The organism is Micromonospora sp. RP3T (assembly GCF_003027925.1).
Classification (GTDB): domain Bacteria; phylum Actinomycetota; class Actinomycetes; order Mycobacteriales; family Micromonosporaceae; genus Micromonospora.
In genome coordinates this window covers 57,132-76,366 of the sequence record NZ_PYPS01000038.1, presented here as the reverse complement: position 1 = coordinate 76,366, position 19,235 = coordinate 57,132, and the positions used below count along the sequence as shown (strand labels likewise).

Genomic DNA, 19,235 nt, shown 5'->3' with positions numbered 1-19,235 from the left:
TGGAGGAGGTGACCACCACCCGCCCGGCGGGGGAGCGCCGCAGGTGGGGCTCGGCTGCCTGCACGGTGAGGAAGGGTCCGCGCAGGTTGACCGCGCTGGCCCGGTCCCAGTCCCGGCTGGTCCAGCGAAGCGGCGGCACCTGCGGGACCGGGAGCGTCGGCGGCACCGGGAACGTCGGGAGCGGCCCGCCGGGCACGGGCGGGGGCGCGGCGGGAAGCGGGCGGGCCCGCCCCCTCCGCCAGGGCGCCGGAGACGGGCGCGGTGGCACCGGGAAGCTCCGGGGCGTTCCCGCTGCGGGGCACGGCGGTCGGCCGGTCCGGCTCGCTGGCGGCCCGCCGGCCGGCACCCGGGACCGGTCGGGCGGCGGGGTCGACCGCACCCTCCGGCGAGCGGTGGCCACCGGCGGGCGGGGTCGCCTCGTGGCGGGAGCGTCGTCCACCGCCGGGGGCCGGCGTCGCGCCGGTGGGCTCGTCGTCGGGTCGCGCCCGGCGGCCCGCGCCGGAGACCGGCCGGACCGCGCCCGGATCGTCGGGCGACGCGCGGCGACCGGTGGCGGCGGGCCGGGTACCGGTGTCCAGGCCCGCGGCGTGGGAGCCGGGCGTCTCGAGGCCGTGCCGGCCGAGCGGTGTGGGGGGCGTCGCCGGCCGGGAGGCGCCGCCGTCCCCGGGGGACGGCCATGCCGGACCTTGCTCGGCCGCGGCGCGGTCGGGTCCGGTTCGTCCGGTGGGCGGGCCGGTCGGGGGGGCGACCGGAGGACCGGCCGGCCGGCCGGCGACCGCCGGCTGCCGGCCGGTGGGGCCGTCCGTGCCTCGGCGGTGCGGCGGTCCGTCCGGCCGGGGTGCCTCGGGCACACCGGGCCAGGGCCCCTCCACGGGACGGCGCGGGGTGACCGGCTCGGGGCCGGCGGAACGGGTCGGCGGCGCCACCGGCCCGGACCCGGTCGTGTCGGGACCACGCCGGGCCGCCTGCGCACGGGGACCGGGGCCGCCGGGAGGCGCTGCCGGGCCGGGACGAACGGCGCCCGGAGACAGGTCCGGACCCGGACGGCCGGCACCCGGGGGGCGGTCCGGACCGGAGCGGCCGGGTACCGGCGGTGCCGCGGCGGGACCACCGGGGCCCGGGGGCGCCGCCGCGCCGGAGCGACTCGTCACCGGTGGCATCGTCGCGTCGGTCCGATCGGCTGCACCGGCGCCGGTCGGGTGGGGTCCACCGGGTGCCTGCGGGGCGCGACCCGGCTGGCCGGCTGCCGACGCCGGGCCGGGCCGACCGGACGTCGGAGGCGGCGGACCGGGGCGACCGGACGTCGAAGGCGGCGGACCGGGGCGACCGGGCTCGGGAGCCGGCGCGGCGGCACGACCGGGGGCCGGCGGCGAACCGCCAGGACGGCCGGGCGTCGGAGGCTGCGGGCCGGGTCCACCGGTGCCCGACGGCGGTGCGGCCGGACCACCGGGCCCCGGGGCGTACGCGCCCGGTCGTCCCGGTGCGGGAGGCGGGGCCGCCCGGCCGGGTGGCGGAGGCGGCGGAGCCGCCCGGCCGGGTGCCGGAGTTGGCGGAGCCGCCCGGCCGGGGACCGGAGGTCGCGGGGCCGCTCCGCCGGGCGCCGACGGCGCACCGGGGCCGGGGCCGCCGGGACCGGGTGGGGGTGCCGCGCCCGGGCGGGGCGGCCGATCCGGCTCGGGAACGCGGGCGGCACCGGGTCGCGGACCCGGGCCCGGTGGCGTCTCCCCCTCCGGGCCCAGCTCGCCACGCTGCTGCTTGGCGCTACGCAGGTCGTCGATCCAGCCGAACTCCTCGCCGGCGACCGCCTGGTCCGGCTCGGCCTCGGCGGACCGGCCGCGCCCCCACCGGCGCCCCTTGGCCTTCGGATCGCGCCGCTCGTCAGGGCCGTCCGCCGGCCGATCCGGACCACGCGCCATCACTGTTGACCCCCCTCGGTGGCGTCGCCGCCGCCCTCACTCGCCCCGCCGACCTGCTCGGTGCCGCCTGCCCGCACCCCGGACGCGGCGACCGGCGTACCGGCCTCCCCCCGCGTCACCGGTGCGGGCAACCCGCGGACGATCCGGCGCAGCACCGGCAGCCGGGTGGCCACCGCCCGTTCCGCGCCGTGCCCGCTGGGTCGGTAGTAGTCGGTCCCGACGAGGTCGTCGGGAGCGTACTGCTGGGTGACCACCCCCCGGTGGTCGTCGTGCGGGTACCGGTAGCCGGCCCCGTGGCCGAGCCCGCGCGCCCCGGAGTAGTGGGCGTCCCGCAGCCCGCGCGGAACCGACCCGCCGCGACCGGCGCGCACGTCGGCGACGGCGGCCCCGATGGCGGTCGTGGCCGAGTTCGACTTCGGGGCGGTGGCGAGGTGGATGACCGCCTGCGCGAGGTTGAGCTGGGCTTCGGGCAGGCCGACGTACTCCACGGCGTGCGCCGCGGCGGTGGCCACGGTCAGCGCGGTGGGATCGGCCATGCCGACGTCCTCGCTGGCGAAGATCACCATCCGGCGGGCGATGAACCGGGCGTCCTCGCCGGCCACCAGCATCCGGGCCAGCCAGTGCAGTGCCGCGTCCACGTCCGAGCCCCGCATGCTCTTGATGAAGGCGCTCGTCACGTCGTAGTGCGCGTCGCCGTCCCGGTCGTAGCGCACGGCCGCCACGTCGACCGCCTGCTCGGCGACGGCGAGGTCGATCCGCGCCGCGCCGGTGGCGGTCGCGGTGGCCGCCGCCGCCTCCAGCGCGGTGAGCGCCTTGCGCACGTCGCCGCCGGCGAGCCGGACCAGATGGTCCTCCGCGTCCTCGGCCAGGACCAGCGCGCCGCCGAGCCCGCGCTCGTCGGCCACCGCGCGGCGCAGCAGCCCGCGCACGGCGTCGTCGTCGAGCGCCTGGAGGGTGAGCAGCACGCAGCGGGACAGCAGCGGCGAGATGACTGAGAAGTACGGATTCTCCGTGGTCGCCGCGAGCAGCGTGACCGTGCGGTCCTCGACGGCGGCGAGCAGCGAATCCTGCTGGGTCTTGCTGAACCGGTGCACCTCGTCGATGAAGAGCACGGTCGGCGGGCCACCGGAGCGGCGCTGCCGTCGGGCGGTCTCGATGACCGCGCGGACGTCCTTCACGCCGGCGGTCAGCGCGGACATCGCCACGAAGCGCCGGTCGGTGGTGCGGGCCACCAGGTGGGCGATCGTGGTCTTGCCGCTGCCGGGGGGACCCCAGAGGATGACCGACATCGGCGCGGCCCCCTCGACCAGCTGACGCAGCGGTGCGCCGGGGGCGAGCAGATGGTCCTGCCCGATCAGCTCGTCGAGGCCGGCCGGCCGCATCCGGACCGGCAGCGGTGAATCCGCGCGGGTGTCGGTGAAACTGTCGACGCCGCCGGAGGCCGCGGGTGCGCCGGGCGCTCCGGCGGGCTCGCCGAGGGTGAAGAGGGCGTCGGATTCCATCACGGGAACAGTACCGGGCCGGGCCGACGGCGCCGGAATCGCGCCGCCGACCCGACCCCTGTGGTCTTTTCCGGTCAGCCGCGACCCGGCCGCCGGCCCCGGTACCACCGGCCGCCCCCGCCACCGCGCGGGCCGGAGCCGACCCCGGCCAGGTAGAGCGAGAGCAGCAGGAAACCGATCAGCATGAGCGTCGAGGTGCTGAACAGGTCGGGGGCGCCGAGGTCGGTGTTCATGAAGTCGAGAAGCAGCGCGAAGCCGAACACGATGGCCGCGAGAATGGCGAGCATGTCGTTTCCTCCGGTGGGGGTTCCCAGTAGGTCGGCGACGGATGTACCCGATCGGTCTGTTCGTCAATCTCCACCGTGGAGACGGTCGGTGGCGAGCGCCGCGTACCGCGCGGAGTCCCGCCAGACGCCCCGGACGAGCAGGTGGTCGCGGCTCACCCCCTCCGCGTGCAGGCCGGCTTTCTCCAGGACGCGGCGGGACGCGACATGGTCCGGCTGGACGGTCGCCTCCACCCGGTGCAGCCCCACCCCCGCGAACGCGAGGTCCAGCAGCAACCGGGTGATCTCGGTGCCGATCCCGGCGCCCCGGTGCGCGGTCCGCACCGCGTAGCCGACCTCCCCGCGCCGGTGCGCCACCGACGTCACCGTGAGCACCCCCAGGCCGAGCAGGAGGTCACCGTCGACCGCCGCGAGCCGGTACTCCGGGCGTGGTTCCCCGCTGGCGGTCTCCCGCCAGGCCGGTATGGCCTCGCGCACCACCTCCGGGGTCGGGATCTCCTCGTCCAGCACGCCGTCGACCACGGCGGGCTCGGTCAGGAACTCGTGCAGGACGGGGGCGTCCGCGTCGGTCCACTCGCGCAGCGTGCAGCGTGCACCGGGCAGGCGGACCGTACGGACGGAGCGGATGGGGGTCACGGCGGGTCCTCTCGTAGGCTGGCGACATGATCACGGTCGACGAGGTGCTGACCGGGCGGGAGGCGGTGCTCGCCGCGACCGGCCACCACCCGTACGCCCGGCACGCGCTGCGCCGCGACCAGCCCGCGCGGGGGTGGCGACGCGGGGAAACGGTCGGGTGGCTGCTGCCGCCGGGCGAGTGGTCCGCCGGCGGCGCGGTCGGCGCACCCGGCCCGGCGCTGGAGGTGCTCGCCGCCCAGCGGGCGGACGGGACGCTGCGGGCCGGCCAGTCGGTGAACCTGTCCCGGGTCGCGCCGGACGCGCTGGGCGCGTGCCTGCCGGCGGCCCGGTCCAGCGACTGGGACTTCCTCTGGACCACCGGGCCGCCACCGCACCAGCCGGAGCAGGAACGGGTGGTACGGCTCACCGAGGCCGACCACCCCGCGCTGGCGGCGCTCGTCGACGAGGCCTTTCCGAGCACCACGTCCCGGCCGGGCGATCCCGGCGTCGTCGACTGGTACGGCATCCGGGACGGGGACCGCCTGATCGCCTGCGGCGCCGACCGCAGTCGGGGCGACATCGGTTTCCTGGCCGGGCTGACCGTGGCGCCCGGGCATCGCGGTCGAGGGCTGGGCGGGGCGTTGACCGCCGGCATGACGTGCGCCCTGTTCACCCGGTACGACCACGTGGCGCTCGGGGTCTACACCGTCAACGTCGGCGCGCTCCGGCTCTACCGCCGGCTCGGCTTCACCGGCACCGCGCCGCGTACCACGGTCCACCTGGGTTAGGAGCGGCCCGGGGTGGCGGCCCCGGCCGATGGCGCCGACACCGGCACGGCCGCCGGCCCGGGGCCGGCGGGACTTCCGTCGGGGCCGGTCGCCGGAACCGGGCCCGCCAGCGGCCGCGCGGCCCCGGACCGCGCGGCGGCCCGGTTGGCACGCCACGCCGGCAGGTAGAGCGGGGCGGCCACGGCCAGCACCACGGCGCCGACGAGCATCGCGACGCGGACGCTGGTGGCGTCCGCCAGCGCGGTGAGCACCACCGCGCCGAGCGCGCCGGCCGGCTGGGCCATCATGGAGTTCAGCGACAGCACGCTGGTCCGGTACGGTCCGTCGACCTGCCGGTGCAGCAGCCCCATGTGCAGCGGGTTCGACGCGCCGTGCACGGTGTAGCAGGCCAGATAGGCGATCAGCACGCCGACCGGGCCGGCGAGCAGGCCCATGCCGACCACGGTCGCGCCCTGGAGCACCCGCATCAGCGCGGCGGCCGGCGCGGCGCCGAGGCGACGCAGCAGGACCGGGGTGAGCGCGGCACCGGCCGCGTTGGCCAGCCAGGCGGCCGAGCCGGCGGGGCCGAGCAGCGCCGCCGCCCGGTCGGCGCCACCGACCACCTCGGACAGCCGGATCGGCAGCAGCGACTCGAACGTGACCATGCCGAAGCCCCAGAACAGCTCGACGGAGACCAGGGCCAGCAGCACCCGGTTGCGGCGCAGCAGGCCGACGGCCTGACCGACCATCCGGGGCGCCTGCGCCACCGAGGCCCGCACCGTGGCCGGGCCGGACGTGGGGCGCTGCTCCCGCATCAGCGTCAGCAACGCCACGATCGAGACGGCCTGGAGCGCGGCGGCGACCAGCACCGGGCCGGTCAGCGCGCTGACCGGCCCGAGCGGGCCGAGCGCGACCAGCCCGCCGCCGAGCAGCGCGCCGGCGCCGATGGCGACGCCGATGACGGTGCCGGCCCAGCCGAGGCCGCGTTCGTACTCGGCGTCCGGGTCGGCGGCCAGCGTGGCGTCGACGTACCAGGATTCCAGCGGGCCGCTGTCGAGCGCCCGGTAGACGCCCTGCAACGCCCAGACCAGGAAGAACATCCAGAACGAGTCGGCCACCGCCATCAGCGCCAGGGACGCGAGCGCGACCACCCAGGCGGTCAGCAGCACCGGTCTGCGGCCGAGCGCGTCGGCGAATCCGCCGGTGGGCAGCTCCAGCGCCAGCACCACCAGGCCCTGCGCGGTGGCCACCAGGCCGATCTGGGACAGCGACAGCCCGCGCTCCTGCATCAGCAGGATCATCACGGTCATCAGCAGGCCGCTGGGCAGCCAGCGCAGCCCGTGGAGCGTGAGGTAACGGAACCGGACCTGGCGTACGGACAGGGTGCTCACGGCTTCTCCTCGGTGGGCGGTAGGACCGGGCTCAGCGGGAACGCGGCGAGGTAGAGCTGCACCAGCTCGCCGTCGGGGTCGGCGGGGTCGGTCTCGTCCCGGTGCCGTTCGAGGACGGCGAACACCTCCGCCTTGATCGCCTCGAGGCGGGCGGCCGGGATCCGCATGAAGAAGTCGCCCATGCCGAACGCGTCACGCCAGGCCGGCGACCACTCGTGGCGCTGGGCGGCCCACCGTTCGGCGTGCTCGGTGAAGAAGCGGATGTAGTCCGCCTCGATCCACTCGATGGCGGCGCGGGCGTCCGGGTCGTCGTCGTAGTCGCTGGCCTCCCACTGGGTGACGTCGTGCGCGGCCCGCCAGAACCGCTGCCGCCCGGTGCCCAGCTCCGGGTCCTCGACCACCATGCCGACCTCGGCGAGCTGACGCAGGTGGTAGCTGGTCGCGCCGGTGTTGGTGCCGAGCAGCTCGGCGAGCCGGGTGGCGGTGGCCGGCCCGTTCACCCGCAGCGCGCCGACCAGGCGCATCCGCAGCGGGTGGGCCAGCACGCGCACCTGCTGGTGGTCCAGCCGGACCCGGCGCGGCTCGGAACGGGTCTGTTCGCTCTCCATGCAGTGCACAATATCTGTGCACACTTACTGTGCACAAGACTGATGCAAAGAAAGTGTGCATCCGTGCGGACGGTCAGGCGAACAGCTCGGCGACGCCGCGCAGCCGGGTCCGGAGCAGGCCGGTGGCGCGGGCGGAGTCGAGGCGTACCTCGATCGGGCGGTGCAGACCGGCGGCGGCCGTGGTGGTGGTCCGCAGCCCGGCCGGGTCGACGCCGAGCCGGCGGGCCAGCAGCCGCCCGACGTCGGCGCGGCTGACCTCGTCCGGGCCGGCCACGTTCAGCGGGCCGGCCAGATCGGTGGGGAGCAGCTCCAGCACCGCCGCGGCGAGGTCGGTGACGTCGATCGGGCAGCGAATCTCGTCACTGAACAGCGTGGCCCGGCCGGCGAGCGCGTCCCGGCAGCGCCGGAGCTGCTTGCTCCCCTCCCCCAGGATCAGCGAGGTCCGCACCAGCAACGCCCCCGGGTCCACCGCCCGCACCGCCGTCTCGGCCGCCGCCTTGGCCGCCCCGTACGGATACACCGGCGTGGGCGGCTCGTCGTCGGCGTACGGCGCGGGACGCCCGGCGTGCAACGCGTCGCTGGACAGGTGCACCAGCCGCGCGCCCACCTCGGCGGCGGCGGACGCCACGTGGGCCGCCCCGTCGGCGGTGACCGCCCAGTCGTCGACCCGGTACGGGGTGCCGACCACCGCGTCCGGGCGTACCCCGGTCAGCAGCGCGCGCACCGCGGCCCGGTCGGTGACGTCGAGCCGGCGCGACGCGACGCCCGGCACCACGACGGCGGCCGAGTGGTACGTGCCGAGCACGCGGTGCCCGGCGGCGACCGCCTGCCGGCACAGCTCGGCGCCGAGAAAGCCGCTGGCGCCCACCACGAGCAGGTTCACGTGTCCCCCTGGTGACGGAAAAGGCCCGCGTCATCATGACGCGGGCCGTTCCACGGAGCGATGATCAGGTCGGGTCGGCGACCGGCGCGGCCGGGCCGGCGGTGCCGGCGTGCGGCGCGGCGGGCGCCTTCGGCTTGGCGTCGATGCCGGCCTCGGTGCGCTGCTGCCCGGTGATCGGCGTCGGCGCGCCGGTCAGCGGGTCGAAGCCGCCGCGCGTCTTCGGGAACGCGATCACCTCACGGATCGAGTCCGCGCCGGCCAACAGCATGCAGACCCGGTCCCAGCCGAACGCGATGCCGCCGTGCGGCGGGGCGCCGTACTTGAACGCCTCCAGCAGGAAGCCGAACTTGTCCTGCGCCTCCTCGGCGGTGATGCCGAGCAGGTCGAACACCCGCTGCTGCACGTCGCCGCGGTGGATACGGATCGAGCCGCCGCCGATCTCGTTGCCGTTGCAGACGATGTCGTACGCGTACGCCAACGCCCGGTCCGGCGCGGACTCGAAGCGGTCCACCCACTCCGCGTTCGGCGAGGTGAACGGGTGGTGCACGGCGGTCCAGCCACCGTCGTCCGTCTTCTCGAACATCGGCGCGTCGACCACCCAGCAGAACGCCCAGGCGCTCTCGTCGACCAGGCCGCTCCGCTTGGCGATCTCGATCCGGGCCGCGCCGAGCAGCTCCTGGGCCTCGCGGGTCTCCGGGCTCGCGGCGAAGAAGATCGCGTCGCCGGGCTTCGCGCCGACCGCGTCGGCCAGGCCGGACAGGTGCGCCTCGGACAGGTTCTTCGCCACCGGGCCGCGCGCCTCGCCGGTCTCCGCGTCCAGCACCACGTACGCCAGGCCGCGCGCGCCGCGCGCCTTGGCCCAGTCCTGCCAGCCGTCCAGCTCCTTGCGGGTCTGGCTCGCGCCGCCCGGCATGACCACCGCGCCGACGTAGCCACCCGCGTCGATCGCGCCGGCGAACACCCGGAACGCGGTGCCGCGCAGGTAGTCGGTCAGCTCGGTCAGCTCCACGCCGTAGCGCAGGTCCGGCTTGTCGGAACCGTAGCGGGCCATCGCGTCGTGCCAGGTGATCCGCGGGATCGGCCGGGCGATCTCGTGGCCGGCCAGCTCGGACCAGAGCTTCGCCACGATCGCCTCGCCGAGGTCGATCACGTCGTCCTCGGTGACGAAGGACATCTCGATGTCGAGCTGGGTGAACTCCGGCTGCCGGTCGGCGCGGAAGTCCTCGTCGCGGTAGCAGCGGGCGATCTGGTAGTACCGCTCCATGCCGCCGACCATGAGCAGCTGCTTGAACAGCTGCGGCGACTGCGGCAGCGCGTACCAACTGCCCGGCTGGAGGCGCACCGGGACCAGGAAGTCGCGCGCGCCCTCCGGCGTGGAGCGGGTCAGCGTCGGCGTCTCGATCTCCAGGAAGTCCCGCTCGTGCAGCACCGTGCGGGCGAGCTGGTTGGCCTTCGAGCGCAGCCGCATCGCCTTCGCCGGACCGCCGCGACGCAGGTCGAGGTAGCGGTACTTGAGCCGGATGTCGTCGCCGGCCTCGACCTGGTCGTCCACCGGCAGCGGCAGCGGCGCGGCCTCGGAGAGCACCTCCAGCGCGGTGACGGTCACCTCGACCTCGCCGGTCGGCAGGTCCGGGTTCTCGTTGCCCTCGGGCCGGCGGGTCACCTCGCCGACGACCTTGACGCAGAACTCGTTGCGCAGCGCGTGCGCGTCCTCCTCGCGGAACACCACCTGCACGACGCCGGAGGCGTCACGCAGGTCGACGAAGATGACCCCGCCGTGGTCGCGCCGGCGGGCCACCCACCCGGCGAGCGTCACCGTCGAGCCGGCGTCCGCGGCGCGCAGGCTTCCGGCATTGTGGGTACGGATCACGGCTGGCGACTCCTCATCTGGTCCACGACTGCTCTCCGCATTCTGTCAGGGCGGGCCGGCCGGCTCCCCGGCACCCGTCCGGTCAGTCCGGCTCGGCCGGCAGCAGGTGGTTGACCCGGACGTCGTCCTCGGCCAGCGCCCGGGCCCGTTCCTCGACCACCCGGTCCGCGCCGGTGAGCCGGCCGCCGTGCTGACGGAGGTGCTCCTCCCAGGTCGGCACCTGGTACACCTCGACGAAACCGTCGGCCCGCTCCCCGGCCCGGAACAGCCCCCACCGCATCGCGCCGGTACGCCGGCGGGACCGGCCGACCGCGCGCATCGCCTCGACGAACTCGGCCTGCCGCTCGGGGCGGACCGTGTACGAGACGGTGACCAGCACCGGACCGCCCCGCGCCGGCGGCTCCAGCGTCAGGTGCGGCTCGGGCCAGTACACGGCCGGGTCGCGGTCCACGCCCCGGGTCTCCCGCAACGGCCAGAGCAGCACGCTCAGCGCGCCGACCGCCATCAGCGCGGCGGCCACGGTGAGCGCGCCGACCAGGCCGGTGAACTCGCCGAGCGCGCCCCAGGCGACCGCCCCGAGCGCCTGACCGCCGGCGAACACCATCTGGTAGACCGACAGGCCGCGGGCGCGTACCCAGCCGGGCAGGAAGAGCTGCATGGCGGCGTTGACGCTGGACAGCACCGTCATCCAGGCCAGCCCGGCGGGCACCAGCGCGACCACCGCCACCGCCGGTACCGGCACCAGCGCGAGCGCCGCCAGCACCACCGCGTACAGCAGTCCGGCCAGGAGCAGCAGGTGGTTGCTGGAGAGCACCCGGCGGATCCGGGGCAGTACCAGCGCGCCGGCCACCGCGCCGACGCCGAGCGCGCCGAGCAGCACGCCGTAGCCGCCCGCGCCGAGGCCGAGCCGGCGGCTGGCGACCAACGGCAGCAGCGCCCACAACGCGCTGCCGGGCACCACGAACAGGGCCGCGCGCAGCAGGATCCGGCGGACCACCGGCGAGTGCCGCACGTACCGACCGCCGGCGCGCAGAGCCGCGGTGAACCGCTCCGGCGCGGCGTCCTGCGCCCGGCGCGCCGGGCGCCACCGCACCAGCGTCACCGCGAAGATCGCGAACGAGACCGCGTTGACCGCGAAGACCACCGCCACGCCGGCCTGGGCCACCAGTACGCCGGCGACCGCCGGTCCGACCGAACGGGCCAGGTTGACGCTGATCGAGCCGAGCGCGGAGGCGGAGACGAGCTGCGAGCGGGGCACCAGCTCCGGGATCACCGCCTGCCAGGCGGGCAGCGTGAGCGCCTGTCCGACACCGAGGCCGAAGGTGAGCGTGAGCAGCAACGCCGGCGGCATCCGGCCGGCCGCGGTCAGCACGGTGAGCAGCACGCCGACTGCGGCCAGGAAGCACTGCACGGCGATCAGCAGCCGCCGCCTGTCGAACGTGTCGGCGAGCGCGCCGGCCGGCAGCGCCAGCATCAGCACCGGCAGCATGCTGGCGGTCTGCACCAGCGAGACCAGGGTCGCGGCGCCCGGAGCGTCGACCAGCAGCCACTGCGCGCCGACGGTCTGCATCCAGGTGCCGATGTTGCTGGCCAGCACCGCCAGCCAGAGGCTGCGGAACGCGGCCGACCGCAGCGGCGCCCAGGCGGACGGCTGCCGGTCGGGCACGTCGGTCACGTCGGTCGGGGAGGCGTTCACCGGCCGATGCCTACCCGGTCCGGGGCCCGGCACTCCCCCGATCCGCCGACCCGCCGAACCCCGGTGCACACGCCCGGACCCGGTGCACACGGAACGGGCCGCCGGTCACCCGGCGGCCCGTTCGCGCGGAGCGGATCAGAAGACGCTCACGCCGTAGACGCTGAGCGGCTCGGTGACCGGCTGGAAGTAGGTGGTGCCGCCGGAGGAGCAGTTGCCGCTGCCGCCGGAGGTGAGGCCGAGCGCGGTGCTGCCGGAGAAGAGCGAGCCGCCGCTGTCGCCACCCTCGGCGCAGACGTTGGTGCGGATCAGGCCGGAGACGCTGCCCTCGGCGTAGTTGACCGTCGCGTTGGTGGCGGAGACGCTGCCGCTGCGCAGGCCGGTGGTGCTGCCGGAACGACGGACGGACTGGCCGACGTACGCGTTGCCGGCCGAGGTGATGTCCTGGTAGCTGCCGTTGTAGAGGTAGACGTTGCCGGCCGCGTTGGCCGAGTTGCTGTGCCGGACGATGCCGTAGTCGTTACCCGGGAAGCTGGTGCCGGCCCGGGTGCCGAGAACGCTGGTCTGGCCGGAGTTCGAGTACCAGGTCGAGCCCAGGTTGGTGCAGTGCCCGGCGGTCAGGAAGTAGTACGTCGAGCCGCTGCGCACGTTGAAGCCGAGCGAGCAGCGGTAGCCGCCGGTGTAGATGGCCTGGCCGCCGGAGATCCGGGTGGTCAGCGTGCCGGCCTCGGCCTCGATGCGGACCGCGCCACCGGTGCGGGCGGCGGCGGCCTTGACCCGCTCCAGCTTGGCGCCGGTGACGGTGCTGTCGACGGAGACGACGACCTGGTTGGTGGCCGCGTCGGTCCACCAGGCGGTGCCCGGGATCTTGGCGGAGCGCTCCAGCTCGCTGGTGGCGGCCTTGAGCTGGTTGGCGCCGCGGGTGACGAGCTTCGGCACGGCGCCGGCGGCGTGCACCTGGCGGGCGGCGGCGGTGTCGGTAACGGTGACGACCATCTTGCCGCTGGCGTCGGCGTACGTGCCGGCGGCGCGGTCGCCGAGCTTGGCGACGAGGGAGGCGGCGGCGTCGGGCGAGGCGGGCGAGGGGGCGGCCTGAGCGGGTGCGCCGAGGAGCGAGCCGGTGACCAGGGTACCGGCGACGGCGACGGCGGCGGCGCGACGGAGCGTGGACCTCGTGGGTCGCATGTAACAACCTCCGGATGGGGGTGAACGGGCGCTGTCATGGGGAAACGCCCGAGGACAACCCGGGCGACCTGGGGAAACCGTCCGGGCTGCCCAAAGTATTCACACATTTAAGATCGTAAACAAGACATGCGTTTGACCGGATTCGCACCGCCACCGCATGTAACGCCGCGGCAACAACATCGTCACCAGGTGTCAGACCCGACGCGGCCCTGCTCAGCCGCGACGACGCGCGCCCGGGCCGGGGACGGGCACGACGTCCTGCGGCTCGGTCACGTCGTGCCCCTCGGCGCAGCGCAGCGCCGCCCGCACCTCGGCGCCGCAGTCGCGGTGCGTCACGGTCAGCGGCGGGCCCTCCGGGTCGGCCAGGTACCGGTCGCCCCACCCGAGCACCGCCACCAGCACCGGCCACAGGTCCAGCCCCATCCCGGTGAGCCGGTACTCGTGCCGCGGCCGGCTGCCCGGCTCGCGGTACGGCTCCCGCCGCAGCACGCCACGCTCCACCAGCATGGACAGCCGGTTGGTCAGCACCTGACGCGGAATGCCGGTGCGAACCCGCATGTCGTCGAAGCGGCGCACGCCGTTGAACACCTCGCGGAGCACGACCACGGTCCACCGCTCGCCGAGGATCTCCATGGCGCGCGCGATGGTGCAGTTCTCCACCGACCAGTCCAGTGCCGCGGGTCTCATGCCGACCAGGCTAGGTCTGATTGACAGACTCAGCAACGTGCTGCGAGGCTGGGTCCATGAGCCAGACGCAGGAGCGCAGCCGCACGTTCACCTGGTCCGATCCGGTCGCCGGGGCGGCCCACGTCGGCCGGCGCAGCGGCCTTGACCTGTTGCGCGCGATGATCGCCGGCGAGCTGGCCGCGCCGCCGGTCATGCACCTCATCGACATGGCGCGGATGACGGCCGACGAGGGCCGCGTCGTCGTCGAGCTGCTGCCGCAGGAGTTCCACTACAACCCGCTCGGCACGGTGCACGGTGGCGTCCTGTCCACCCTGCTCGACACCGCCGCCGGTTGCGCCGTGCACACCACGCTGCCGGCCGGCGTCGGCTACACCTCGCTCGACCTCAACGTGAAGTTCCTCCGCCCGGTCACCGTGACCAGCGGCATGCTGCGCTGCGAGGGCACCGTGCTGCAACGGGGCCGCCGCACCGCGCTGGCCGAGGCCCGCCTGACCGACCCGGCCGACCGCCTGGTCGCCCACGCCACCTCCACCTGCCTCCTCTTCCCCCTCGAAACCCCCTGACCCTCCCTCCCCCTGCCCCTCCGCTCCCGCGATCTTGCACTTTCGGCCCGCGAGAAGTCCGGATCAGGGCTTTCGCCGGGGCAGCAAGTGCAAGATCGCCGAGGGCGGGGTGGGGGTGGGGGTCAGGGCGTGCGGGCCAGGCGGGCGGCGCGGGCGGCGCGACGCTCCTCGAAGCGGGCCGCCTGGGTCTCCAGCATGTCCAGGTGGGCGGCGATCTGCTCGCGGGCGGCCTCGCCGTCGCCGGTCAGGCCGGTGACCTCGAACAGGTTCCACTGGCGCAGCACCGGCACCACCACCTCGTCGCGGTGCTGGCGCAGGTCGTAGATGCCGGCCAGCGCGATCGCCACCGACTTGCGGGCGAAGCCGTCGATGCCCACGCCCGGCATCTGGAAGTCGGCAAGCACGTCGGCGACCGCCCGCATGGCCTGGTCCGGCGCCAGCTCGAACGCCGCCGCGAGCAGGTTGCGGTAGAAGACCATGTGCAGGTTCTCGTCCGCCGCCACCCGGGACAGCAGCGCCTCGCAGACCGGGTCGCCGGTGGCCCGGCCGGTGTTGCGGTGCGAGATGCGGGTGGCCAGTTCCTGGAACGACACGTACGCCAGCGAGTGCAGCACCTCGTCGTCGTGGACATTGCGGTAACCGGCGGACATGTGCACCATCCGGGCCCGCTCCAGCGCCACCGGGTCGACCGCCCGGCTCACCGTGAGGTAGTCGCGGATCGCGGTGCCGTGCCGCCCCTCCTCCGCGGTCCACCGGTGCACCCAGGTGCCCCACGCGCCGTCCCGCCCGAACAGGCTGGCGATCTCGTGGTGGTAGGAGGGCAGGTTGTCCTCGGTGAGCAGGTTGACGATCAGCGCGGTGCGGGCCGCCTCGGGCAGCGTCGAGTCGGCCTCCGACCACGCCTCGCCGCCGAGCGGACCGTCGAACGTGCGGCCGTCGCTCCACGGCACGTACTCGTGCGGGAACCACTCCTTGGCCAGCGACAGATGCCGGTCGAGGTTCTTCTCCACGACCGGTTCGAGTTCGGTGAGCAGGGCGGTCTGACTGAGCACGGACACGACGTTCTCCCTACGGTGGCGTAACTTACGCCACCGTAGGTCGAATCGTCGTCAGACGCCAGCGCCGCCGACCAGCGGCTTCAGGTCCGCCCGGGGCGGCGTCCACTCGCCCGCCGTCGCGGCCACCTGGTCGCCGGACCGGATGTCCTTCACCTCGTCGCCGTCCGCCCCCGGGAACCAGACGTACGGGATGCCCCGCCGCTCGGCGTACCGGATCTGCTTGCCGAACTTCGCCGCGGACGGCGACACCTCGGTGGGTACGCCCCGGGAGCGCAACGCCGCCGCGACCGCGTCGCTGGCCGCCCGGTCCTCCTCGGCAGTGACCGCGACCAGCACGCACGTCGGCACCGACCGGGACGCGGTCAGCGCCCCGGCGCCGAAGAGCAGGCCGAGCAGCCGGGTCACCCCGATCGAGATGCCCACCCCGGGGAACCGGACGTTGCCGGCGCTGGCCAGGTTGTCGTACCGGCCGCCGGAGCAGATCGAGCCGAACCGTTCGTACCCGATCATCTGGGTCTCGTAGACGGTGCCGGTGTAGTAGTCGAGCCCGCGGGCGATGCGCAGGTCGGCGACGCAGAGGCCGGGTGCGTGCGCGGCGGCGGTCTCCACCACGGCGGTCAGCTCCGCGATGCCCTCGTCGAGCAGCGGGTCGTCGACGCCGAGGGCGCGCACCGCGTCGGCGAACGAGGCGTCCGGCGCGGAGATCTCGGCCAGCGCCAGGGCCGCCTTGGCCTGCGCCTCGCTCGCCCCGGCGGTCTCGGCCAGCAGCTCGGCCACCCGCGCCGGACCGATCTTGTCGAGCTTGTCCACGGCCCGCAGCGCCGCCTCCGGGTCGGTCAGCCCGACGCCCCGGTAGAAGCCCTCGCAGATCTTGCGGTTGTTGACCTGGATGCGCACCGGCGGGATGGGCAGCGACCGCAGCGCGTCGCCGATGACCAGCGGCATCTCGGCCTCGTAGTGCGCCGGCAGCGTGTCCCGGTCGACGATGTCGATGTCGGCCTGGAGGAACTCGCGGTAGCGGCCCTCCTGCGGGCGCTCGCCCCGCCACACCTTCTGGATCTGGTAGCGGCGGAACGGGAACTGGAGCTTGCCGGCGTTCTCCAGCACGTAGCGGGCGAACGGCACGGTCAGGTCGAAGTGCAGGCCGAGCGCGTCGTCACCGGCCGGGCCGTCGACGTCGGCCTGCAACCGGCGCAGCAGGTAGACCTCCTTCGAGGTCTCCCCCTTGCGCAGCAACTGGTCCAGCGGCTCGACCGACCGGGTCTCCAGCGGCGCGAAGCCGTACAACTCGAACGTGGCGCGGATCCGGTCCAGCACGAACTGCTCGATCATCCGCTGCGCCGGCGTCCACTCGGGGAAACCGGACAGGGGCGTGGGCTTGCTCATGGCGTACTCCTTGGGCACCCGCGCGCGGCGCGGGCGAGGGTCTAGAGGCCTCGGGTGGGCGCGGCCGGGCGCGCGGACCCGGACACCTCGGCGAGGTACGGGTTGCTCGCGCGCTCGCGGCCGATGGTGGTCGCGGGGCCGTGGCCGGGCAGGACGACGGTGTCGTCGGCCAGCGGGAGAACCTTCTCCCGGAGGCTGGCCAGCATGCGGGGCATGCTGCCGCCCGGCAGGTCGGTGCGGCCGATCGAGCCGGCGAAGAGCACGTCACCGGAGAGGCAGATCTCGTCGGCCTCCCAGGGCGAGCCGGCGCCGGGCATCCGGAACAGCACCGACCCGCCGGTATGGCCCGGGGCGTGGTCGACGGTGATCTCCAGCCCGGCCAGCGCCAGCGTCGCGCCGTCGGTCAGCTCGGCCACGTCGTCCGGCTCGGCGTACGGCAGCCGCCCGCCGAAGAGCGCGGTGAGGTCCATGGACAGCGCCTTGGACGGGTCGGCCAGCAACTCGCGGTCCTCGGGGTGGACGTAGGCGGCGATGCCGCGCGCGCCACAGACCGGCGCCACCGAGAAGGTGTGGTCGAGGTGGCCGTGGGTGAGCAGCACGGCGGCCGGGTGCAGGCGGTGCTCGGCGAGCACGGCGTCGAGCCGGTCGAGCACCCCGATGCCGGGATCGACCACCACGCACTGCTCCCCCGGCGCGGTCGCCACCACGTAGCAGTTGGTGCCGAAGGCGTCCGCGGGAAAGCCGGCCACGAGCACGTCCGTCCCCTCTCCGTCCGGTCGTCGTCCTCGTTCAGCAGCCTAGTCGTACCGGCGAACGGGTTTCGCCCGCCACCGTGCCGGACGCCTCACGGGCCCCAGTGACAACGCCCGATAAGGCGAGGCCGGACCTCGTACACCACTTTCCCAGTCGGTAGCCGTACACTCTGGCGGGCGTGTGGCGTGGCGCACCCCTACCGAGGACGGCGGGCGGCGCCCGGACGCCGGCGACGATCAGGCAGAGGAAGGGGAGCACCTGTGGCTTCCAGCAGGGACCGGCAGCGCAAACTGGCGCGGGCCAAGCTCGACCGGCAACTCGCCCGGCGGGCCGCGGTCGCGAAGCGCCGCCGGCAGATCCAGGCCGGCGTGGGCGCCGCGGTGGTGCTCGCGCTGATCGTGGCCGGTTCGGCCTGGGCGCTCGGCGCGTTCGACTCCGAGCCGAAGAATCAGGCCGCCGAGGACACCTGCCTCTGGACCCCGCAGGACGCCGCCGCGAACGCCAACCTCAAGGACGTCGGCACGCCGGCCACCAGGAACCTGCCGACCTCGGGCACGCGGCCGATGACGGTGACCACCAACCAGGGCGGGCCGATCACCGTCGACCTGGACCTGGCCGCCGCGCCCTGCGGCGGCGCGAGCCTCGCCCACCTGGCGAGCCGGAAGTTCTACGACACCACCAAGTGCCACGAGATCACCACCGAGGGCGCGGTGCGCTGCGGTGACCCCAGCGGCACCGGGATCGGCGGGCCGACCTACTCGTTCTACGACGAGAACGTCCCCACCGCGCCCGAGGCGAGCCCGTCGGCCTCCCCCGCGCCGGGGCAGCCGCCGGCGTACCCGAAGGGCACGGTCGCCCTGGTCGGCAACCCGCCGGGCACCAACGGCAGCCAGTTCCTGATCTTCTTCAAGGACTTCAACCCGGCGAAGCCGGCCTACAGCGTCGTCGGCCGGGTCACCGGCGGGCTGGACGTGGTGGAGAAGATCGGCGCGCTCCCGACCGTGGACAATGGCAGCGGGGCGAAGGTCAAGCCGAAGACGGACGTGGTGATCCAGAGCCTCACCGCCGGCGAGCCGAACGCCGCGCCGGCGAGCAGCCCCAGCGCCGGTTGATCCACCTCGGGTCGGCCCTGACCCACCCTGACTCGACGGCGCGCGACGCCGTCCCCCGATGCACAGCAGGTGAGGAGTGACCGTGACGTCCACCAGAGACCGCCAGCGGGCGGCGGCGCGGGCCCGGCTCGAGCGGGAGATGGCCGAGCGGACCGGCAAGGCCCGCAAGCGCCGGCAGACGCAGGCGATCGCCGGCGCCGCGGCCGTGCTGGTGCTCGTGGTGGCCGGCACCGTCTGGCTGGCCACGTCGCTCGGCGACGACGACGACAAGGAGCAGGCCGGCACCTCGGCCGGCTTCGCCCAGTGCACCTACAACGAGGTGCCCAAGGAGGGCCGGCCGGCGCAGATCAAGGACGTTGGGCTGCCCCCGGCGCAGCAGGCGAGCAAGGGCACCCAGACGATGACGATCGACACCAACCTGGGGCCGATCACCGCGACGCTGGACCGGAGCCTGGTGCCGTGCACCGCCGGCAGCTTCACGCACCTGGCCAGCAAGGGCTTCTTCGACAACACCAAGTGCCACCGGCTGGTCACCGAGGGCATCAAGGTGCTCCAGTGCGGCGACCCGAGCGCGACCGGCAAGGGCTGGCGGGACACCGACGGCACCGGCGGGCCGAGCTACAACCTGGCCGAGGAGAACCTGCCCACCAACAAGCGCCCGCCGTACCCGGAGGGCGTCATCGCGATGGCCAACTCCGGCCAGCCGGGCAGCACCGGCAGCCAGTTCTTCATCGTGTACGGCGACTCCCCGCTCGACCCGAACTACACGGTGCTGGGCACCATCACCGGCGGCATGGACGTGGTGAAGCAGGTCGCCGCGGCCGGTGACGACGGCGCGTTCGCGAAGCAGGCCGGCGGCGGTCACCCGAAGAAGGAGATCGTGATGACCAAGGTGAGCCTGAGCGACATCCAGGGCTGACCCACGTCAGCGACGAAACGCCCGCCGGACCGACCGGCGGGCG

General features: G+C 74.8%; 17 protein-coding genes. 4 read left to right on the top strand and 13 right to left on the bottom strand.

The genetic code is table 11. The features are described from left to right. Positions 1-1,915: 1,915 nt before the first annotated feature. The 3 genes from C8054_RS26090 to C8054_RS26080 all read right to left on the bottom strand — a co-directional run bounded on the left by C8054_RS26090 (position 1,916) and on the right by C8054_RS26080 (position 4,338). Positions 1,916-3,418 (bottom strand): replication-associated recombination protein A, encoded by a 1,503-nt coding sequence (locus tag C8054_RS26090; protein WP_107161294.1) that lies wholly within the window; start codon positions 3,416-3,418, stop codon positions 1,916-1,918. 74 nt (positions 3,419-3,492) lie between these two features. Continuing rightward, entirely contained in the window at positions 3,493-3,705 is a 213-nt protein-coding gene (locus C8054_RS26085) for a hypothetical protein (RefSeq protein WP_018785054.1), read from the bottom strand. A gap of 63 nt (positions 3,706-3,768) precedes the next feature. Beyond that, a complete protein-coding gene (locus C8054_RS26080; RefSeq protein WP_107161292.1) occupies positions 3,769-4,338 on the bottom strand; it encodes a GNAT family N-acetyltransferase in 570 nt (189 codons plus the stop codon). Positions 4,339-4,364: 26 nt separating this feature from the next. Here C8054_RS26080 and C8054_RS26075 point away from each other — a divergent pair, with 26 nt between their 5' ends. Next, on the top strand, positions 4,365-5,105 hold the full coding sequence (locus tag C8054_RS26075; RefSeq protein ID WP_107161290.1) for a GNAT family N-acetyltransferase: 741 nt from the start codon (positions 4,365-4,367) through the stop codon (positions 5,103-5,105). Here the strand turns inward: C8054_RS26075 and C8054_RS26070 are convergent. From C8054_RS26070 to C8054_RS26040, 7 genes are all read right to left on the bottom strand, one after another. Next, the gene (locus C8054_RS26070; protein WP_107161288.1) at positions 5,102-6,475 is read right to left on the bottom strand and encodes an MFS transporter; all 1,374 of its coding nucleotides are present in this window, start codon (positions 6,473-6,475) and stop codon (positions 5,102-5,104) included. The two genes, C8054_RS26075 and C8054_RS26070, sit on opposite strands and share 4 nt — an antisense overlap. Beyond that, the gene (locus tag C8054_RS26065) at positions 6,472-7,083 is read right to left on the bottom strand and encodes a helix-turn-helix transcriptional regulator (protein WP_107161286.1); all 612 of its coding nucleotides are present in this window, start codon (positions 7,081-7,083) and stop codon (positions 6,472-6,474) included. Before C8054_RS26065 ends, C8054_RS26070 begins: the two co-directional genes overlap by 4 nt. 73 nt (positions 7,084-7,156) lie before the next feature. After that, a complete protein-coding gene (locus C8054_RS26060) occupies positions 7,157-7,966 on the bottom strand; it encodes a sugar nucleotide-binding protein (protein WP_107161283.1) in 810 nt (269 codons plus the stop codon). Between the two features lie 64 nt (positions 7,967-8,030). After that, a complete protein-coding gene (aspS, locus tag C8054_RS26055; RefSeq protein WP_107161281.1) occupies positions 8,031-9,836 on the bottom strand; it encodes an aspartate--tRNA ligase in 1,806 nt (601 codons plus the stop codon). 82 nt (positions 9,837-9,918) lie between these two features. Further along, positions 9,919-11,532: an MFS transporter gene (locus C8054_RS26050; RefSeq protein ID WP_233220185.1), complete on the bottom strand. Its 1,614-nt coding sequence runs from the start codon at positions 11,530-11,532 to the stop codon at positions 9,919-9,921. Positions 11,533-11,667: 135 nt separating this feature from the next. Continuing rightward, on the bottom strand, positions 11,668-12,714 hold the full coding sequence (locus C8054_RS26045; protein ID WP_107161279.1) for a S1 family peptidase: 1,047 nt from the start codon (positions 12,712-12,714) through the stop codon (positions 11,668-11,670). A 213-nt stretch (positions 12,715-12,927) separates the two neighbouring features. After that, positions 12,928-13,401, bottom strand: a complete 474-nt coding sequence (locus tag C8054_RS26040) for a helix-turn-helix domain-containing protein (protein WP_107161277.1) — start codon at positions 13,399-13,401, stop codon at positions 12,928-12,930. Positions 13,402-13,457: 56 nt separating this feature from the next. Between C8054_RS26040 and C8054_RS26035 the strand changes: the two genes are divergently transcribed. Next, complete coding sequence (locus C8054_RS26035; protein ID WP_107161275.1) at positions 13,458-13,964, top strand: PaaI family thioesterase; 507 nt, start codon at positions 13,458-13,460, stop codon at positions 13,962-13,964. 122 nt (positions 13,965-14,086) lie between these two features. On the opposite strand, the gene C8054_RS26030 is transcribed toward C8054_RS26035, so the two are convergent. Genes C8054_RS26030 through C8054_RS26020 form a run of 3 tightly spaced genes read right to left on the bottom strand, consistent with a single transcriptional unit; the run spans position 14,087 to position 17,163 of the window. Then, positions 14,087-15,022: an acyl-ACP desaturase gene (locus C8054_RS26030; protein WP_107161273.1), complete on the bottom strand. Its 936-nt coding sequence runs from the start codon at positions 15,020-15,022 to the stop codon at positions 14,087-14,089. A gap of 51 nt (positions 15,023-15,073) precedes the next feature. Further along, entirely contained in the window at positions 15,074-16,408 is a 1,335-nt protein-coding gene (gene hisS, locus C8054_RS26025; protein ID WP_107161271.1) for a histidine--tRNA ligase, read from the bottom strand. Positions 16,409-16,449: 41 nt separating this feature from the next. Next, positions 16,450-17,163 (bottom strand): MBL fold metallo-hydrolase, encoded by a 714-nt coding sequence (locus C8054_RS26020; protein WP_107161269.1) that lies wholly within the window; start codon positions 17,161-17,163, stop codon positions 16,450-16,452. A 258-nt stretch (positions 17,164-17,421) separates the two neighbouring features. Between C8054_RS26020 and C8054_RS26015 the strand changes: the two genes are divergently transcribed. Then, positions 17,422-18,273 carry a peptidylprolyl isomerase gene (locus C8054_RS26015; RefSeq protein WP_107161267.1) on the top strand — a complete coding sequence of 284 codons (852 nt, stop codon included), beginning with the start codon at positions 17,422-17,424 and terminating at the stop codon, positions 18,271-18,273. An 82-nt stretch (positions 18,274-18,355) separates the two neighbouring features. Then, positions 18,356-19,192, top strand: coding sequence for a peptidylprolyl isomerase (locus tag C8054_RS26010; RefSeq protein WP_107161265.1), 837 nt, complete (start codon positions 18,356-18,358; stop codon positions 19,190-19,192). Positions 19,193-19,235 lie beyond the last annotated feature (43 nt).

Excerpts from the sequence above, each read along its gene's own strand:
- C8054_RS26035 (WP_107161275.1), top strand. The coding sequence starts at position 13,458 with ATGAGCCAGACGCAGGAGCGCAGCCGCACGTTCACCTGGTCCGATCCG.
- C8054_RS26065 (WP_107161286.1), bottom strand. The coding sequence starts at position 7,083 with ATGGAGAGCGAACAGACCCGTTCCGAGCCGCGCCGGGTCCGGCTGGAC.
- C8054_RS26040 (WP_107161277.1), bottom strand. The coding sequence starts at position 13,401 with ATGAGACCCGCGGCACTGGACTGGTCGGTGGAGAACTGCACCATCGCG.
- hisS (WP_107161271.1), bottom strand. The coding sequence starts at position 16,408 with ATGAGCAAGCCCACGCCCCTGTCCGGTTTCCCCGAGTGGACGCCGGCG.
- C8054_RS26090 (WP_107161294.1), bottom strand. The coding sequence starts at position 3,418 with ATGGAATCCGACGCCCTCTTCACCCTCGGCGAGCCCGCCGGAGCGCCC.
- C8054_RS26075 (WP_107161290.1), top strand. The coding sequence starts at position 4,365 with ATGATCACGGTCGACGAGGTGCTGACCGGGCGGGAGGCGGTGCTCGCC.
- C8054_RS26085 (WP_018785054.1), bottom strand. The coding sequence starts at position 3,705 with ATGCTCGCCATTCTCGCGGCCATCGTGTTCGGCTTCGCGCTGCTTCTC.
- C8054_RS26045 (WP_107161279.1), bottom strand. The coding sequence starts at position 12,714 with ATGCGACCCACGAGGTCCACGCTCCGTCGCGCCGCCGCCGTCGCCGTC.